We start from the raw sequence: 18224 nt of genomic DNA on the forward strand, positions 1-18224 counted from the left end.
CTTTTACTCTGAATTTTTCATCCTTATAATTATATCATTATCCCTATTTATAGAAAAATTTTTAATGTGTATATCAATTTAAACAAAAATAAAACACCAGAAGCATTCACTTCTGGTGTTAACTAGACAAAATTATTCAGCAACTGCATATACAGAAACTTGTTTTTTGTCGCGACCTTTGCGTTCAAATTTAACAACGCCGTCGATTTTAGCGAATAATGTATCATCGCCACCACGACCTACATTTTCACCAGGGTAGATTTTAGTACCACGTTGGCGATAAAGAATTGAACCACCTGATACATATTGACCGTCAGCACGTTTAGCACCTAAACGTTTAGATTCAGAGTCACGTCCGTTTTTAGTAGAACTTACCCCTTTTTTAGATGCGAAGAATTGTAAGTTTAATTTTAACATCGGGATACACCTCACTTATAATTTAATCTGATATTCTCATTATATTCTTCTTCAATTGTTTGTAAAGAAACTAACATCGCTTGAAGAATTAATTGCGCTTCTTTGTTATTAGTATCAACACTTCTTATATGAAAATGACCACCATCATCATCGTAATCGATGTCAGGCTTTTCTGATGTCAATCCCATAATTGCGTTCACACTACCAAATAAAACTGCTGAGGCACCAGCACAGACAATGTCATGACCATATTCACCATGATTCGCATGACCATCCATGATCACATCTGTGACTTTGCCTTCATCATCAACTGTAATATCAACAGTAATCATAAAATTATGCGTTAATTTTATCGATAGTTAATTTAGTAAATGGTTGACGATGGCCTTTTTTACGTTTTGAGTCTTTACGACGTCTGTAAGTGAATACAGTGATTTTTTTGCCACGTCCTTGTTTGTTAACAGTAGCAGTAACTGACGCACCTTCAACAGTTGGCGCACCAACTTTTACTGAATCTCCACCTACAAATAATACTTTATCAAAAGTGAATGAGTCACCTTCATTTACGTCTAATTTTTCAACGAAGATTTCTTGACCTTCTTCTACTTTGATTTGTTTTCCACCTGTTTCAATAATAGCAAACATACTTTGCACCTCCTATATAATAAGTCACGCCATATACAGGTGACACCTTCATGAGCTATACAATGAAGCTAGCTTGAATAGACAAACAAAATAATATATTTGCCTTCGTACTTAAACCTGTATTTGAGCGGTTGTATGTAGCCTGAAACTACTCAACTACTGCATCTTACCATCACTAAGCTTTACTGTCAATTGCGTTTTGCATTTTTCGCGTAAATTTTATGATGATAGGATATAAAATTAATAATAAGATAAAATTAATTATAAACGTTGGGATTAATCTGAATAAAATAAAATCAATAAAATCAAATTGAATAAATCCAATTACTGCATATATGGCTGCTACATAAATTTCAAGTATCACTGTACTTAACAACACGATGCTAAATAGCATTGTATGGTCTCGATAAAACACTTTAAAGAATTTATCTACAATCACAACTAATATAATGTAACCAAACATATATAAACCGTATATACTTCCAAAATATAAATCTGTAACTATTCCGAAAAAGATAGCAAGAACAATTGATACACCAAAACCTCTATATACAGTCATTATCAATATGTACATTAAAGTTAAATGAGGAACAAAGATAATGTCGATTTTACCGAAATGCAATGGAATAACTAATCCTATAGCCGTATCTATATAAAATAAAAGTACTCCAATTAGTAAATAATAAAGCGTTCGCATTAGTTATCCCTGCTTTCATCATCGGGAATCGTGCTCACATCACGTTTTGCAACATATACATGATTTAAGTCAGCTAAATCAGCACCAGTCTTAACTCTTACCTCTTTGGCAAGTCCGTATTGATCATTTTCAACATCTGTAACTTCACCTATGTAAAGATCACTTGGTAACTGGTCAGCTAAGCCACTGGTTACTACCTTATCTCCTTTTTTCACACTATCTTTGTTGTTAATATCACTAATCACTAATTCTTCGTTTTTAGCATCATAATGATCAATCAAACCAAAAACATTTTTAGAACCGTGTTGTACGTTAACTGAAAGTTTACCTGCTCTCGTATGAGTGGAAATTAGATCGACTTGAGCAGAAAATTGATTTACCTTTGTGACTCTACCAACTAAACCTTCAGAAGTCATAACCGCCATATTATTTTTAATGCCAGATTTAGAACCCTTGTCTATCACAATTGTATTCATCCACTGATCTGGGTTTCTAGCAATCACTGTTGTTGAAATAGGCTCATATTTTGATAAATCTTTAACGTCTAATTTTTTTTTAAACTTTTTATTTTCAGTTTCTAACTTTTGATTCTTTGCCTCAAGTTGTTTAATTTTATTTTTATCTTCTTTCGATCCACCATTATTGAAAATATTTCCAATAGCTCCAGTTACAAAATGAATAGGATAACTCACAACTCTTTGTCCTAAAGAAACTGAGTCTCCTACATATTGTTCAGGAGGTGATTGGTTTTGGGAACGAATGGATAAACCAATTAACGCTATAAAAACGATAATTGCACATAAAACAACAATGAGCTTGTTATTTTTGAAAAAATTAAGCACCCAGAACACCTCTATAAGACTAAATTTATTATCCTTTTATATTTTATATTACTCACTACATGAAATAAAGCACTAACTAATCTAAAAGGTAAAATTTATAATAAGTAATGTTAAACTTTTTAAAAACATTATGCCTAAATACATAAAAAAACTACTAACCTTATCGTTAGTAGTTTAATAAAATATGACCTTAAATTTATTTAGTTTCATCTTCGCTATCATTTTTATCTTTCTTTTCGTCTTCGCTATATAGTGTTTCTTCTTTTCTCCAACGAGCAAAAAGATTTTGTGCTTTTGCTTGTTCGTTAGCTTGTTTTTCTTTTGATTGTTCAGCCATTAGAAATCACACCAACCTTTAATGTATTTATCTATATATAAAGGTTAACTTATTTAAAAATACATTTCAAATTCATAGTTTACAGTTTTTACTTAAAAGCTTCTGATGGTTTTAACTCTATATGTTGTCCTAATTTATTTAGATCCTGTTGCATTTCAAACTCTGTGTTATATACTCTTATAGAATCTGAACCAAATTTATATATTATGAATTCGTCCCCTCTTTGGCCTGCTAAGTATTTATTATTATAGCCCATTCTACCTATACCAGATACTGACATAAATTCTTTCTTATCAATCATATTAAATACATTTTTAATTTGACTAGAAGGGACATTATTGATGATGTCGTTTTCTTTTAATGAATAACTTTTGACGTTTTGTGGCTGAGCAGGTAGTCTGTTATTTGCCGGAGTATCATGCATATTTTGTTGAATATAATTAGTACTTTCATGTAAAGGATTCCATTCTTGATCTCTAAGGAAAGGGGCATACTTCAATGCTATATAAATAATAGCAATAATAGCTAGCACAGCAATAATATTCTTAACTATACTAAATATAAATCTCATATTCGCCCTCCTTATCATATTTAATTAAGTATATGTTAAATGTTTTTAGTTTACATCAGACTATAGGTGTAGAAATATTATATCTGTAGACGGATGCTAACATTCATTAAATGAATTATAATAAGCAATATAACATGCATACGTGATGAGGAGGGACAGCATTTGATAAGTATCTTAACTATTATTTTGATAGTATTATTAGTCGTACTTCTCTTTAGAGTTGGTCTATCTATACTACGTTTCTTAATATCTGCAGGGATTGTTTTACTATGTATTTATTTGGCGTATCAAGGAGTAATTTGGCTATTAGATAACTATCAAAACTTGATATCTTATGTTAATTAATTTAAGAGTTAGCTATACATTGTGAGTGAATGTTTCAAAACCTCTTCAATGTTTTTTAGCTAACTTTTTATTATTTTTTAATTAATTTAGATAACCAATTTATTAATATATAACTCCCCACTAGAAGTAATCCCCACAATACACCTGTTATTATAGCTCCAATGATTATAAATATTAATTCATTCAATTGCTTTGTTACTATACTACCTAACAAAGATGCTGTAACTATACCTATAATCGATAAAATAATCGTTATGAAACCACGTCTAATAGTCATTATATTATCTAGGATATTAAGTCTTATTACGTAAACCACTGGCATGATTATACCTAAAATTAGAAATAAACTCATATAAAATATCTCCTTATTTTTTAATAAGAAAATTATACACTATGTGACTGATATAAACTAATTGATTTTAATGCTCCTCAAAATAGCCTGCTTCAACCAAACTTGTAAATTGATTATCTCCAATGATGATGTGATCAAGTACATCAATTCCTAAAATAGCACCACACTCTTTTAAACGTAAAGTCGTAGTAATGTCTTCTCTAGAGGGTGTTACATCACCTGAAGGATGGTTGTGAACAATAATGATAGCATTAGAGGATTCTCTAATTGCAATATTAAATACCTCACGTGGATGAATAATCGAACTATTAAGTGTTCCTTTAAAGATCCAAGATTGTTTTATAACTATATTTTTTGAATTAAGTAGTAATACTACAAAATGTTCCTGATCTAAATCTTTCATAGAAGACATCATCAAATCAGCCACGTCACTCGGATGAGTAATTTTAACTTTATCTATCGTGCTTGATGCATTTAGCCTTTCTCCTAACTCAAAAGCTGCTTGCAATATAATTGCTTTATACAATCCAATCCCTTTTACTTTTAATAAATCATTGATAGATAATTTTTTTAAATCTCTAATAGAATGATGACTTTTTATAAGTTCATTAGCAATATCAATGCTAGAGAAGCCTTTTCTACCAGTATTAATAAGTATTGCCAGCAATTCCACATTTGATAAGCTTTTTGCACCGTAATTCATAAGACGCTCTCTAGGTTTCTCGGAAATTGCCATTTCATTTATTTTCAATAATATGTTCCTCCTAATACAATATTTAAATCATTATAGAAAAGCGAAGTGAAAATGAAAGAGAGGAAGACAAAAGGAATTAATGGAATATATTTTAAATCTTTATTAATCAAAAGTTTTATAAAAATGGATATAAAACCGCCAAAAATAAAAGTAAACATACATAAATAAATAAGAAAATTTAAAGGTAAGAATAAAGACAGCATGTTAAAAATTACGATATCTCCGTAACCTATATATTTACGTAGAATTAGATATAACAATTGCGAAATTAAAAAAGTAATTATAAAAGTATGAAGATATAAATGTGAACAAAAGAAGGCTACTATAACATAGACTGAGGACAATCTTATGTCGATCGATAGATTGTTAATATCGTATATAGAGAAACTGAGTAAAAAAAGAAAAGTTAATAAGAAATGAGAAAAATTGATATTACCATGTGAAAAGTAATACAAAAATATTGGTATAAGCGCTAAAACTTCCCCTATCAAATAATATATTTGTAATTTCTTGTGACAACAGCGAGCGCGCCCTTTGAGTATTATGTAGCTCAAAATCGGTAATAAGTCATAAGGCTTAACATTTTGATTACAATGATCACAAACGGATCTTGAAAAGAAATAATTAAATTTTAATGTACCCTTGTGACTAAATTGGTATAAAAAACTAAATATCACACTACATGAATAAGCCAGTAAAGCCATTTATCATCCTCCTTTAAAATAATTATAAGTAATTTCTTTTGAATGTAAATAGTTGCATAATTAGAGGAATTTTATCATTGGAGTACTTATTTATTGGCTATGTTTAATTTCCATATTTTAATGGCTTTCATATAAAAAAAGAGTAAAACAAGTTAGTATAACTACTCATTTTACTCTTTCTTAATTTAGTTAAATTTAATTTTTGCTTTTATTTCGCTTATAAAATACAAACTACCCGTGATGATTAAACCTTCACCAGTGTAATTTTCAATAAACTGTACATAATCTTCTACAAGTTCTACATTATCTAAATTAGTTTCATCAGCAATTTCTTCTTTAGTTAAAGCTTTAGGAAAATCGAAATCCGCTAAATAAAACTGCGAGGCAATTTCACTTAAATTATGAATCATCGAATTAATTGGTTTGCCTTTAATTGCTGAGAAGAGTACATCAATTTTATCTCTACCATAGTAATGTTTAATAGTATCGATTAAAGCTTCTACACTTTCATTATTATGTGCACCATCGATAACCATAAGCGGCTGTTCTTTCACTTGTTCAATACGTCCAGTCCAATTTACAGATTCAATACCATCAATCATCTTATTAAAATCTAAATCAATAATATCCGCTTCATTAAGTTCAATAAGCGCCGTAATTGCTAAGGAAGCATTTTCTTTCTGATGTTCACCCATCATATTTAAAATGATAGTTTCTAGTTCATAATCCTTATATCGGTAAGTAAACTCATCATCTTGTGAAATGATGGTTACTTCTCTATCTAACTCAATTGGTTTAGCGTTTTGTTCTAAAGCATAGTCTCTCACATACTTAAGAGCTTCATCGTTTTTCACAGCATAGATAACTGGTGTATATGGTTTAATTATTGCTGATTTATCTTTTGCTATATCTAGATAAGTTGACCCAAGAATATCAGTATGATCCAATCCAATACTAGTTAAAATTGATAAAATTGGTTTAAATACATTTGTTGAATCGTGTTTAATTCCTAAACCAGCTTCTATGATAACGAAATCAACTGGATGGATTTCACCGAAGTAAAGGAACATCATAGTAGTAATAATTTCGAACTCTGTTGCTCCACCAAGTTCTGTTTCATTTTCTAAAGCTTCACTAACTGGTTTAACACGCTCAACTAAATCTACAATTTCATCATTAGTAATTGGTGTGCCATTTAAACTAATGCGTTCATTAAAACTTTCTATAAACGGAGATGTAAAGGTTCCGACATCATAACCATTTTCAACCAAAGCAGTTCTTAGATATGCTACCGTAGACCCTTTACCATTGGTGCCGCCAACATGTATACCTCTAATTTTATCTTGAGGATTATTAAATTGTTCTAACATCCATTCCATACGTTTGACACCTGGTTTAATACCAAATTTCGATCTTTCATGTATCCAATACAAGCTGTCTAGGTAATTCATGATCATACTCCTATGCTTTTAATTGTTCGATTCGTGATTTAACACCATTATACTTCTCTTGATAATGTTGTTGTTTTTCTTTTTCTTCATTAATAATTTTCTCAGGTGCTTTATTTACAAAGTTTTCGTTTGATAATTTTTTGTCTACTCTATCTAATTCACTTTGAAGTTTATCTAGTTCTTTTTCTAAGCGAGCGATTTCTTTATCCATATCAATAAGTCCTTCAAGCGGTAACACAACTTTACCCGCTACAACTACTGATGTCATAGCTTTTTCAGGAATTTCAACTTCTGTATCAATAGTGAGTTCGCTTGGGTTACAGAATTTGTGTAAATAACTCGCATTATCTTTCAATGTTTGCTTAACGTTATCATCTTTAGTTTGAATTAAAATTGGTATTGATTTAGAAAGTGGCGTATTCACTTCAACTCTTGATTGACGAACAGATTTAATGATTTCAACAAGTTGCTGCATTGTTTGTTTACTTTCGTCAAACATATATTCAGAGTTAACAGTTGGCCAATCTGCGTTAACTATAGTTTCACCTTCATGAGGTAAACTTTGCCAGATTGTTTCTGTAACAAAAGGCATAAATGGATGTAACATCTTCATAATTTTATCAAGAACATAACTTAACACTGAACGTGTAGTTTGTTTCTGAGCTTCATCATCACCATTCATTGGTATCTTACTCATTTCAATATACCAATCACAGAATTCGTCCCAAATAAAGTTATAAAGCGCACGCCCTACTTCACCAAACTCATATTTGTCACTTAAATCTGTTACGGTTTTAATTGTTTCATTTAGGCGAGTTAAAATCCATTTATCAGCAAGCGATAAGTTTCCAGATAAATCGATATCTTCTACTTTAAACTCTTCACCAATATTCATTAAACTAAAGCGCGCAGCGTTCCAAATTTTGTTTATAAAATTCCATACAGATTCAACTTTTTCAGTCGAATAGCGTAAGTCATGACCTGGTGATGAACCAGTAGCTAAAAAGTATCTCAAACTATCTGCACCATATTCATCAATTACATCCATTGGGTCTACACCATTACCTAATGACTTACTCATTTTACGTCCATCTTCAGCTCTTACTAAACCGTGTAGTAAAACATCATTAAATGGTCTTCTATCTGTGAATTCTAATCCTTGGAATATCATTCTTGCTACCCAGAAGAAAATAATGTCATAACCTGTAACTAAAGCATTCGTTGGATAATAACGTTTAAAGTCTTCAGATTCAGTATCTGGCCAACCTAAAGTAGAAAATGGCCATAAAGCACTTGAGAACCAAGTATCTAATACATCTGCATCTTGCTCCCAATTGTCAATGTCATTGGGTGCTTCTTCCCCTACGTAGATTTCACCAGTTTCTTTATGATACCAAGCAGGAATCTGATGTCCCCACCATAATTGACGAGAAATAGTCCAATCTCTTATTTCTTCCATCCAACGATTAAATGTGTTTTCGAAACGACCTGGGAAGAAATCAATTCTGTCGTCTGTTTTTTGGTTATCTAGTGCTCTTTGAGCTAAAGGTTTCATTTTAACAAACCATTGTGTTGATAAATACGGTTCGACGATTGCACCTGTTCTTTCTGAGTGACCTACAGAATGCGTATGCTCTTCGATCTTAATAACTAAATCTTGATCTTTTAAATCTTGAACGAGTTGTTTACGACATTCGAAACGATCCATACCTTCATATTTACCAGATCTCTCATTCATTTTACCGTATTCATCCATTACTATGATGTTTTCTAAATCATGCCTTTGCCCAATTTCAAAGTCGTTTGGATCATGCGCAGGTGTGACTTTCATTGCACCTGAACCAAATTCTATATCAACATATTCATCAGCTAAGATAGGCAATTCTCTACCAACAATTGGTAAAATTACTTTTTTACCAATAACATCTTTATAACGTTCATCATTAGGGTTAACAACAATCGCTGTATCACCTAACATTGTCTCGGGACGGGTAGTCGCAATTTCAATATAACCTTCACCATCTGCGTAAGGATATTTAAAGTGATAAAATGCACCTTGCACATCTTCATGAATAACTTCAATGTCAGACAAAGCCGTTCTAGCTTGAGGATCCCAGTTAATAATTCTTTCGCCTCTATAAATTATATCCTTGTTATATAAATCAACAAATACTTTTCTAACAGCTTTACTTAGACCGTCATCAAGAGTGAAACGCTCTCTACTATAATCCAATCCTAAGCCTAGTTTAGCCCATTGTTGTCTAATAAATGAAGCGTATTCCTCTTTCCAATCCCAAGCTTGTTCTAGAAATTTTTCTCGACCTAATTCATGTCTTGAAATACCTTGTTCATTTAATTTTGCTTCTACTTTCGCTTGTGTAGCTATCCCAGCATGATCCATACCTGGAAGATACAAAGTATCATATCCTTGCATTCTCTTCATACGAGTAATTATATCTTGTAACGTTGTGTCCCACGCATGTCCTAAATGTAATTTTCCCGTCACATTTGGCGGCGGAATAACAATAGTATATGTATCTTTCGATTTATCTTCTGATGGTTTAAAATAACCATTTTTTACCCATTCTTCATAACGACCAGCTTCTACTTCTCTTGGGTCGTATTTCGGTTTCATTTCCATGTAAAAACCTCCTAATAAAATAAAAAAACATCCACCCTAAAAATAGGACGGATGTTCCGTGGTACCACCTATATTCAAGAAAAATAAAGTCTTTTAACTTAAACATACTTTATTCTTCGAGCACTTAAGTATAAGATTAACGCTCTCACACGCTTTCACCTACTGAACATTTGTTCAGTGAAAGTTTCATTTTGGGCTACCTTCAATTAAAATCATCTACATATTCACACCAAACATATGCTCTCTTTGAAATGATTAGAATTTACTCTTCCCTATCATTATATTCATTTACTTATTTATAGTATAATGGATACATCAATAAGTCAATGTATTGGAGGTAAAATTTATGAATGAGTGCGCCTTTGGTACTAAAGATGAAACATATTTAGAATATCATGATTATTTTTGGGGTCAACCTTTATATGATAGTAAAGAACTTTTTAAGTTAATCGCCTTAGAATCCCAACATGCCGGTTTATCATGGCTTACCATCTTAAAGAAAAAAGAATCCTATGAAGAAGCATTCTATAATTTCGAACCAAAAAAGGTTGCCAAAATGTCTGATAAAGATATTGATCGCCTTATGGAATTTCCTAATATAGTTCATAATAGAAAAAAGTTAGAAGCTATTGTTAGCCAAGCACGAGGTTACTTACAAATTGAAAAAGATTATAAAAGTTTTAGTGATTTTCTTTGGTCATATGTTAATCATCAACCTATTAATATGGGTTATAAAAAACCCAGAGATCGTAAAACAGTAGATGATAGAGCTACACAACTTTCTAAAGATTTAAAAAAATATGGTTTTAAATTTTTAGGTCCTGTCACTGTATTTTCATTTCTTGAGGCTGCAGGATTATACGATTCACATCTTGAAGGATGCCCTGTTAAACCGAGTCATTCTTAGATAGAAATAAACGCATTTCCTATTAACTTAGGAAATGCGTTTTATTATTTATTTAACGAGATTTCGCTCTAAATTTTAAGAAGTAATTAATCACAGGTGCAACTAAGAAAAGAATGAAGAAAATTCTAAAGATGTGATAGCTTGAAATCATTGCTACATCAGCACCAGTAGCTATAGCTACTAAAACTATTTGACTCATACCTCCTGGGGCTGCACCTAAGAATAATTCATTAATTGAATTATGCGTGAAAAGATGAATGATAACCACCATTATAAAAGCCGAAATAATTAACATTATATTCTGAAAAGCAATAGCTACTGCGATACGACCTTTTAAATCATTAAGTAGATGAGCAATTTGAAGGCCTATACGTATCATATAAATCACTTGCGCAGATGCGAGTAACCAATTATCTAAAGTGAAATTTAAATTTGTAGTCATATTCCAAACAATTAAGACAAATATAGGAGCTAACAATTGTTTAATAGGAAAGTTAATTTTCGCCATCAAGAAATAAACTATTGCTACAGCTAAAAATATTATGAATATTTGCCAAAAATCAAGAGCATGTGTCAATGCTGGCGCTTTGCTTACATGTTCCCCAGTGGTATTATGGGAATCTTGGGAAAAATATGATATCAACGGAACTAATATAACCACAAATATTATACGAGATGTTTGAGTTAAACTTACAACTAAAATATTAGCTTTCTTATCTTCCTCAGCCATAATTAACATTTGGCTTAATGCACCTGGAATTACACTTAAAATAGCTGTTTCCGAATTAACTTGAGCTATTTTCTTAAAGAAATAAGCTATTAATAATGCTAAGACTAATAAAAGTACAGTTACTATGATGATTGTTAACCAATCATTTTTTATATCACCGATCACTGTTTTCGTAAAAGTAGAACCAATTTGTACGCCAAGAAATATTAAACCGATTTGACTTAACCAAAAAGGCCATTTGATCTCCAATTTAAATGCTTTCACACAAATAACCGCTGCAATAATTGGTCCAAACATGAAAGGCAACAGTATGTGAGAAATCTTCAATATTAAACTTATTATTATAGCTAATGCTAAGACAATAAAGTTATTTCTCTGTATATTATTCATCTTATCTCACTACTTTCATAAAAGAACATTAACAAAACTTAGACTGGGATAATAGCTATCACCCCAGTCATTTATCTTTTTTATTTTGTTCAATTTATCATACAATACGGCCTAGTGCGTTATCAAATGCTTGAATCGTTTTTTCAATATCCTCTTTAGTATGAGCCATTGAAAGGAAAGTACCCTCGAATTGAGATGGCGGTAAGAATACACCTTCTTTTGCCATTTCTCTATACATATTACTAAATAGTTCTAAATCACTTTTATTTGCTTCATCAAAATTAGTAACAGGGCCCTCATTTAGGAAGTATCCTATCATTGAGCCTGCTCTATTTACAGTAATAGGTACATTATGTTTAGCGAACACATCTTTTAGACCTTTTTCAAGAATGTCCCCTAATTCATTAAAATATTCATAAGACTCAGGAGTTAGCTGACTTAATGTTTCATACCCACTCGTCATTGCTAAAGGATTTCCTGATAGAGTTCCAGCTTGATAAATATTTCCTACTGGAGCTATTTGATCCATAATTTCTTTTTTACCACCAAATGCACCAACTGGTAATCCGCCACCAATAACTTTTCCTAAACAAGTTAAGTCTGGAGTAACACCAAAGTAACCTTGAGCACAATTATATCCTACGCGGAAACCAGTCATTACTTCATCAAAAATAAGTAAAGAACCATATTCATTTGTAATGTCACGTAAACCTTGTAAGAATCCTTCTAAAGGCGGAACTACACCCATATTACCTGCTACTGGCTCAACAATTACACCAGCGATATCGTCACCATATTTTTCAAAAGCTAATTTTAATGATTCTAAATCATTATAAGGAACTGTTATTGTGTTTTTAGCAATTCCCTCTGGTACACCAGGAGAGTCAGGTAATCCTAATGTAGCTACGCCAGAACCAGCTTTAATTAATAAAGAATCACTATGACCATGATAGCAACCTTCAAACTTAATTATCTTACTACGACCTGTATACCCTCTAGCTAAACGTAGAGTATCAAGTGTAGCTTCAGTACCTGAAGACACCATTCTTACTTTTTCTATTGATGGCACTCTGTCAATCACGAGTTCTGCTAGTTTATTTTCTTGTAACGTTGAAGCACCAAAACTTGTACCGTTATCAACTGCTTCATGAAGCTTTTCTATCACACGTTTATTTTTATGTCCTAAAATTAGTGGTCCCCAACTTAGTACATAATCAATGTATTCATTGCCATCTATATCATATATTTTAGAACCGTCTGCATGATCCATAAAAATAGCAGGTGTATCTACCGATTTAAATGCTCTGACAGGGCTATTAACACCTCCAGGCATTAAATTTTCAGCTGTTTCCATAGCTTTTATAGATTTTTCATAACCCATAAATAAAATCCTCCTTAGTAGTGATTCATTACTTATCTAAATAGCGACAAATATCCTTAGCAAAGTAAGTGATGATTAAATCCGCACCAGCACGTTTCATAGAAATCATTTGTTCCATCACAATTTTTTCTTCATCAATCCAACCATTGAGGGCCGCAGCTTTAGTCATGCTATATTCACCACTGACATTGTATGCAACAACAGGAACATTAGTATTATTTTTTACGTCTCTAACAATATCTAAGTAACTTAAAGCTGGCTTAACAATCATCATATCGCAACCTTCTTTAAGATCGCTTTCTAATTCTCTCAATGCTTCTAAACGATTTGCTGGATCCATTTGATAAGTTTTTCTGTCACCGAAAGATGGAGCTGAATCTGCTGCATCACGGAACGGACCGAAGAAACTAGACGCATATTTAATACCATAACTCATAATTGGAATATTTTCGTACCCAGCTTGATCTAAGCCTTTCCTAATTTCTGCAACGAAACCATCCATCATATTACTTGGAGCGATAATATCTGCGCCTGCTTCTACTTGTGATATAGCAGTTTTAACTAATAAAGGTAATGACTTATCATTGTCAACATCATGAGTATGATCATCAATAACGCCACAATGGCCGTGATCTGTATATTCACATAGACAAGTATCCGCAACAATTAACAAGTCATCATACATTTTTTTAGCAATACGCGTTGCTTCTTGTACAACACCGTTATGATCGTATGCACCTGAACCTACATCGTCTTTGTTATTAGGCACTCCAAAGAACATTATTGCTCTAATGCCTAAATCATAAGCATCTTTAATTTCTTCATGTAATAGATTTAAACTAATTTGATATACACCAGGTAGTGAATGAATTTCAGATTTAATGTCATCTTGTTCGACTACGAAAATAGGATAAATTAAATCCTCTTTTCTCACGTGTGTCTCTCTCACTAAATCTCGCATTGTATGAGAAGAACGTAGTCTTCTATGTCTATCAAATTTCATTATTCTCCCTACTTTCTAAAATTTTGGCTATTATTGATTCCGAAGTTTGTGAATCAGCAACTTGCACATTTTGATTATAATTTTTAAGAACTGTAGCTGTTTGCTTACCTATCGCATAGTAATGGTGAAACTCTGGAGTATCTCCATTTTCAAAATAATAACGAACTGCAGATGAGCTTGAGAAAGTTATAGCATCTAATTCATTATTTTTTACAAGTTGTTTAACCTCATTAATATTTTGATGGTGAGGTATAGGTTTATATAAATCAATCTTAATCACAACATTATTATTATTCAATTGATGTGCTAATTTCGGTCGTGCAAGCTGACTAGAAGGAAGTAAGATTCGCTGATTCATAGAATTAAACTCTTTAAGAAATCCTTCTTGAGAAAAATCACTTGGAATAAAATCAACATTTATATTTAAATCCTCACAGTATTGAGCCGTTTTCTCGCCGATAACTGCTACCTTCTTAACTTTAACGCTTTTTAAATACTCATAAAAGTATTTGACTGCATTTTTAGAAGAAAAAATAAGCCAGTCATAGTCATGATTAAGCAAATGCTCATTAAACGAAAGTTCTTGTATTTGAATCAATGGTTTATGAATAATATTGACTAAATTACTTTGAACTTTACTTGTTTGGGTCATAACTATAACTGGTTTCATCATTGAGTTCCACCTTTAAGACATGGTAATCTTTTTAATTATTTTCCTCATTTAACTTTCTAATAATTTCATAAGCGCCTTGTTCTTTCAATACGCGACTAACTTCTTGACCTAATTCAACAGGATCTAAACCTTTGGCAGTATGTTCATAACGTTCTTTTCCATCTGGTGTCATAATTAATCCTGTGAACTCGATTTGCTTATCACCATCTATAGTGGCGTATCCACCGATGGGTACTTGGCAACTGCCATCCATCTCCGACAAGAAGGTACGTTCAGCAGTAACACATTGTGCGACATCTTGATTATGCACTTTTTTAAGCAACTCTAAAAGTTCTTTATCATCGCTTCTACATTCTATACCTAGTGCTCCTTGTCCAATAGCTGGTAGAAGGACATCTTTATCTAAATAAGTTGTAACTATGTCGTCTGACCAACCCATACGTTTTAGACCTGCTGCAGCGAGTATAATTGCATCATAATCTTCTGTTTCTAATTTTTTTAAACGCGTATCTATATTACCGCGAATCCATTTAATTTCTAAATGAGGATATTTAGATAAAATCTGTGCGCCTCGACGAAGTGAACTTGTACCGACTATACTACCCTCTGTTAACTCACTCAGTGGGGTGTGGTTTTTCGAAATATAAGCATCGAATGGAACTTCACGATCTGGAATACATCCCAATGTAAGACCTTCGGGAATAATACTTGGCACATCTTTCAGAGAATGAATAGCCATATCGATTTCTTTATTAAATAATTCATTTTGAATTTCTTTAACAAATAGACCTTTACCTCCAACTTTGGATAGTTGTTTATCTACAATTTGGTCCCCTTTTGTAACAATTTCTTTGATTTCGATGTCTAAATCAGGATCGACTTTTTTTAATTTATCTATAAATTGTTGACTTTGAGTCAAAGCTAGTTTACTTCTACGTGATCCAACAACGAGTTTACGCATATGTTGAATGCCTCCTAGGTACTAAAATCTATTAAATACTCGAAATAGTAAAAATTAAGCAACTTTTTAATTAAAGTGCGTTGTAAAGAATAAATTAATCATACTAAGACAGAATAGAATGATATTAAAATAAATTAAATTTCTTTGTGTAATCCATTTTCTAATACGTAACAGGATGTAAACACCATATAATAAAGTAATAATTGAAGAAAAGATAACTTTTGGATCTATAAAAATACGATTACCGATGGCAAAAACGCCCCATTGAGCACCTAAAATAATACTCAAAATAAGAACGATAAAGCCTATTAGTGTGGAGTAAAATATAATCGACTCTAAAGTAGCGACGCTACCAATTCTAAAGTAATTTTGATCAAAAATTTTCTCTTTTAAGTTTCTATATTGAATAATGTATAGCAAAGCATTCACAAATGCTACTGCAAAAAAGGCATAACTTAACACAGCTAAACCAATATGAACAAGTAAAAGTTCATTGATCACAGCTACTTGTTGTACCTGTGTTTGATAGTGTTCAGGCTGAAACGTGTTCATCGCCATAAGTGCTAATCCTACTAAATTCAAAAAGAAAACGGAGAAATTAAGAACTTTAATTAAATTCAATATTAAAGAAAGTGAAATAATAATCCACGTAAGTGTGAAAAAGACATCAAATATCGAATTTAAAGGCACTTTTTGAGTTTGAATGATAAAAACAGATAAAGAGATTGTTTGTAATACCCAAACAATCCCTAATGAATAAACGCCTAAAGTCCTAACTTTATAACTTTTACTAATAAAATCTATAAAATAGAACACTATACTTAGAATATATATAATTAATATAATTTCATGAAATCGAATAAACAGGGTTTCTTGCATATTATCACCATATTAATATGCTTATTCAAAACTAAAAATTCGACGAGCAGAAATCTCCTGTGCTTTACTCTCTTTTTCTAGCTTAGCCTTTTCTCTAGGATCTTCGGCTTCAATGTCAAAAATGTTTTGAAATAGCTCTAATTTTTCAGTACTTTTCTTATCACTACTTAATTCTTTAGCCTGTTTGATTGGATCTTTCAACATTTGATTAATAATACTTTTTGTATGCTTAGAAATTACTTTTCTTTCTCTTTCTGAAAGATGAGGTAATTTACGGTCAATACTATCCATCGTTTCTGATTGTATATCCATAGCTTTATCACGTAATGCTCGAATGACAGGTACGACACCTAACATATTAACCCATTCATTGTGTGAGTCAATTTCAGCTGGAATTTGTTGTGCAATCGTTTCAGCTGCAAGTTGACGTTCTCTTAAATTAGCGTCAACTAAACCTTTTAAATCATCAACGTCATAGTTAAAAATATTAGTGATTGCATCGATACCTGGTTCAATATCACGCGGTACCGCTATATCAATCATAACTAATGAATCAACTTTTCTACGATCAGAAATTTGATTAATCATTTCATTAGTAATGATATAATCTTGAGAACTTGTAGAGCTGATTACAATATCAGTTTGCTCTAACAATGAAGGTAAAGCATCTAAAGAATCAAATGATACATTATGTTTATTAGCTAAAATTTCTGCTTTAGCTAGAGTACGATTGACAATAGTAATGTTTGAGATACCAGAACCTAAAAGATTTAAGAGTGATAATTCACTCATTTCCCCTGCACCAATAATGACAGCATGTTTACTTTTTAATTTACCGAATACCTTTTTAGCTAATTCAACTGCAGCGTATGAAACACTTACTGCATTATCTGCAATATCTGTTTCACTATGTGCGCGTTTAGCAAAAGTAATTGCCTGTTTAAATAAATGATTAAATATCGTTCCAGTAGTACCTGTTTCTTGGGCAAGGAAGAATGCATCACGCATTTGACCTAAAATTTGAGTTTCACCAAGTACTATTGAATCAAGACCAGAAATCACACGCAATAAATGTTCTACTGCGTCGTCCCCCACTTTGACTTCTGACATTACTTTAATATCATCTACATCGAATCCAAATGAACGTGCTAAAAATCGTTGAATATAGTAGCGTCCTGTATGGATTTGATCAACAACGGCGTATACTTCAGTACGATTACATGTAGATAAAATGACATTTTCTAAAATAGATTTAGTTTCATATAAATCTTCATGGGCTAATCGCAAGGCATCATCTCTAAAAGCAACTTGCTCTCTTAGTGCTACATCAGCAGTTCGATGATTTATGCTAATTGCAATAAAATGCATTTATAACGCCCTCCATATACTAACAATAATCCAAGTATAACACATTTATATACACATTTAAGTTGATTGCTCAAATAAATTAGAAATATTCTAATCTAACTTCAATTTTTTGTCAAAATCATTACAAGCATTAATATTATCTTCCATCAAATATAGTTCATATCAAAATTTGTACT

At 31.8% G+C, this 18224-nt stretch carries 21 protein-coding genes and 2 other annotated features; of the genes, 2 read left to right on the plus strand and 19 right to left on the minus strand.

What is annotated here, in order from left to right; all coding sequences use genetic code 11:
* Positions 1-132: 132 nt before the first annotated feature.
* From rpmA to HMPREF2642_RS10510, 7 genes are all read right to left on the minus strand, one after another.
* Positions 133-417: a 50S ribosomal protein L27 gene (rpmA, locus tag HMPREF2642_RS10485; protein ID WP_001830822.1), complete on the minus strand. Its 285-nt coding sequence runs from the start codon at positions 415-417 to the stop codon at positions 133-135.
* 11 nt (positions 418-428) lie between these two features.
* Entirely contained in the window at positions 429-749 is a 321-nt protein-coding gene (locus HMPREF2642_RS10490) for a ribosomal-processing cysteine protease Prp (protein ID WP_002436010.1), read from the minus strand.
* A gap of 4 nt (positions 750-753) precedes the next feature.
* Complete coding sequence (gene rplU / locus HMPREF2642_RS10495; RefSeq protein ID WP_002436008.1) at positions 754-1062, minus strand: 50S ribosomal protein L21; 309 nt, start codon at positions 1060-1062, stop codon at positions 754-756.
* A gap of 12 nt (positions 1063-1074) precedes the next feature.
* Positions 1075-1205 (minus strand) — a sequence feature (ribosomal protein L21 leader region).
* Between the two features lie 32 nt (positions 1206-1237).
* Positions 1238-1759: a rod shape-determining protein MreD gene (mreD, locus tag HMPREF2642_RS10500; RefSeq protein WP_023350147.1), complete on the minus strand. Its 522-nt coding sequence runs from the start codon at positions 1757-1759 to the stop codon at positions 1238-1240.
* Complete coding sequence (mreC, locus tag HMPREF2642_RS10505; protein ID WP_070597848.1) at positions 1759-2601, minus strand: rod shape-determining protein MreC; 843 nt, start codon at positions 2599-2601, stop codon at positions 1759-1761. Before mreC ends, mreD begins: the two co-directional genes overlap by 1 nt.
* 196 nt (positions 2602-2797) lie before the next feature.
* A complete protein-coding gene (locus HMPREF2642_RS11640; protein WP_002436055.1) occupies positions 2798-2938 on the minus strand; it encodes a hypothetical protein in 141 nt (46 codons plus the stop codon).
* A gap of 88 nt (positions 2939-3026) precedes the next feature.
* Positions 3027-3509, minus strand: a complete 483-nt coding sequence (locus tag HMPREF2642_RS10510) for a DUF4930 family protein (protein ID WP_070597849.1) — start codon at positions 3507-3509, stop codon at positions 3027-3029.
* Between the two features lie 165 nt (positions 3510-3674).
* Between HMPREF2642_RS10510 and HMPREF2642_RS11460 the strand changes: the two genes are divergently transcribed.
* Positions 3675-3854, plus strand: coding sequence for a hypothetical protein (locus HMPREF2642_RS11460; RefSeq protein ID WP_037560643.1), 180 nt, complete (start codon positions 3675-3677; stop codon positions 3852-3854).
* A gap of 70 nt (positions 3855-3924) precedes the next feature.
* On the opposite strand, the gene HMPREF2642_RS10515 is transcribed toward HMPREF2642_RS11460, so the two are convergent.
* The 5 genes from HMPREF2642_RS10515 to HMPREF2642_RS10530 all read right to left on the minus strand — a co-directional run bounded on the left by HMPREF2642_RS10515 (position 3925) and on the right by HMPREF2642_RS10530 (position 9756).
* Complete coding sequence (locus HMPREF2642_RS10515; protein ID WP_049427491.1) at positions 3925-4206, minus strand: hypothetical protein; 282 nt, start codon at positions 4204-4206, stop codon at positions 3925-3927.
* Positions 4207-4273: 67 nt separating this feature from the next.
* Positions 4274-4957 carry a RadC family protein gene (gene radC / locus HMPREF2642_RS10520; protein WP_023350142.1) on the minus strand — a complete coding sequence of 228 codons (684 nt, stop codon included), beginning with the start codon at positions 4955-4957 and terminating at the stop codon, positions 4274-4276.
* Entirely contained in the window at positions 4954-5664 is a 711-nt protein-coding gene (locus HMPREF2642_RS11465) for a prepilin peptidase (protein WP_083300173.1), read from the minus strand. The genes radC and HMPREF2642_RS11465 overlap by 4 nt, the downstream gene beginning before the upstream one ends.
* A 185-nt stretch (positions 5665-5849) precedes the next feature.
* Positions 5850-7115 (minus strand): bifunctional folylpolyglutamate synthase/dihydrofolate synthase, encoded by a 1266-nt coding sequence (locus HMPREF2642_RS10525; RefSeq protein WP_030061502.1) that lies wholly within the window; start codon positions 7113-7115, stop codon positions 5850-5852.
* A 10-nt stretch (positions 7116-7125) separates the two neighbouring features.
* Positions 7126-9756: a valine--tRNA ligase gene (locus HMPREF2642_RS10530; RefSeq protein WP_002469671.1), complete on the minus strand. Its 2631-nt coding sequence runs from the start codon at positions 9754-9756 to the stop codon at positions 7126-7128.
* 40 nt (positions 9757-9796) lie between these two features.
* Positions 9797-10044, minus strand: a binding site (T-box leader).
* Between the two features lie 58 nt (positions 10045-10102).
* Here HMPREF2642_RS10530 and HMPREF2642_RS10535 point away from each other — a divergent pair.
* A complete protein-coding gene (locus HMPREF2642_RS10535; RefSeq protein WP_023350138.1) occupies positions 10103-10663 on the plus strand; it encodes a DNA-3-methyladenine glycosylase I in 561 nt (186 codons plus the stop codon).
* Between the two features lie 52 nt (positions 10664-10715).
* Here the strand turns inward: HMPREF2642_RS10535 and HMPREF2642_RS10540 are convergent, their stop codons facing one another.
* The 7 genes from HMPREF2642_RS10540 to hemA form a co-directional block, all read right to left on the minus strand.
* Positions 10716-11783, minus strand: a complete 1068-nt coding sequence (locus tag HMPREF2642_RS10540) for an AbrB family transcriptional regulator (RefSeq protein ID WP_070597850.1) — start codon at positions 11781-11783, stop codon at positions 10716-10718.
* A gap of 97 nt (positions 11784-11880) precedes the next feature.
* Positions 11881-13164 carry a glutamate-1-semialdehyde 2,1-aminomutase gene (hemL, locus tag HMPREF2642_RS10545; protein WP_002435979.1) on the minus strand — a complete coding sequence of 428 codons (1284 nt, stop codon included), beginning with the start codon at positions 13162-13164 and terminating at the stop codon, positions 11881-11883.
* Positions 13165-13192: 28 nt separating this feature from the next.
* Entirely contained in the window at positions 13193-14167 is a 975-nt protein-coding gene (hemB, locus tag HMPREF2642_RS10550; protein ID WP_023350136.1) for a porphobilinogen synthase, read from the minus strand.
* Positions 14157-14837, minus strand: coding sequence for a uroporphyrinogen-III synthase (locus HMPREF2642_RS10555; RefSeq protein WP_037549820.1), 681 nt, complete (start codon positions 14835-14837; stop codon positions 14157-14159). Before HMPREF2642_RS10555 ends, hemB begins: the two co-directional genes overlap by 11 nt.
* Positions 14838-14871: 34 nt before the next feature.
* Entirely contained in the window at positions 14872-15801 is a 930-nt protein-coding gene (gene hemC / locus HMPREF2642_RS10560) for a hydroxymethylbilane synthase (protein ID WP_002436130.1), read from the minus strand.
* A 66-nt stretch (positions 15802-15867) separates the two neighbouring features.
* Positions 15868-16680, minus strand: coding sequence for a cytochrome C assembly family protein (locus HMPREF2642_RS10565; RefSeq protein ID WP_002436077.1), 813 nt, complete (start codon positions 16678-16680; stop codon positions 15868-15870).
* A 21-nt stretch (positions 16681-16701) separates the two neighbouring features.
* Positions 16702-18048, minus strand: a complete 1347-nt coding sequence (gene hemA, locus HMPREF2642_RS10570; RefSeq protein ID WP_023350132.1) for a glutamyl-tRNA reductase — start codon at positions 18046-18048, stop codon at positions 16702-16704.
* Positions 18049-18224: the final 176 nt, after the last annotated feature.

This window comes from Staphylococcus sp. HMSC055A09, from assembly GCF_001809655.1.
Classification (GTDB): Bacteria; Bacillota; Bacilli; order Staphylococcales; family Staphylococcaceae; genus Staphylococcus; species Staphylococcus capitis.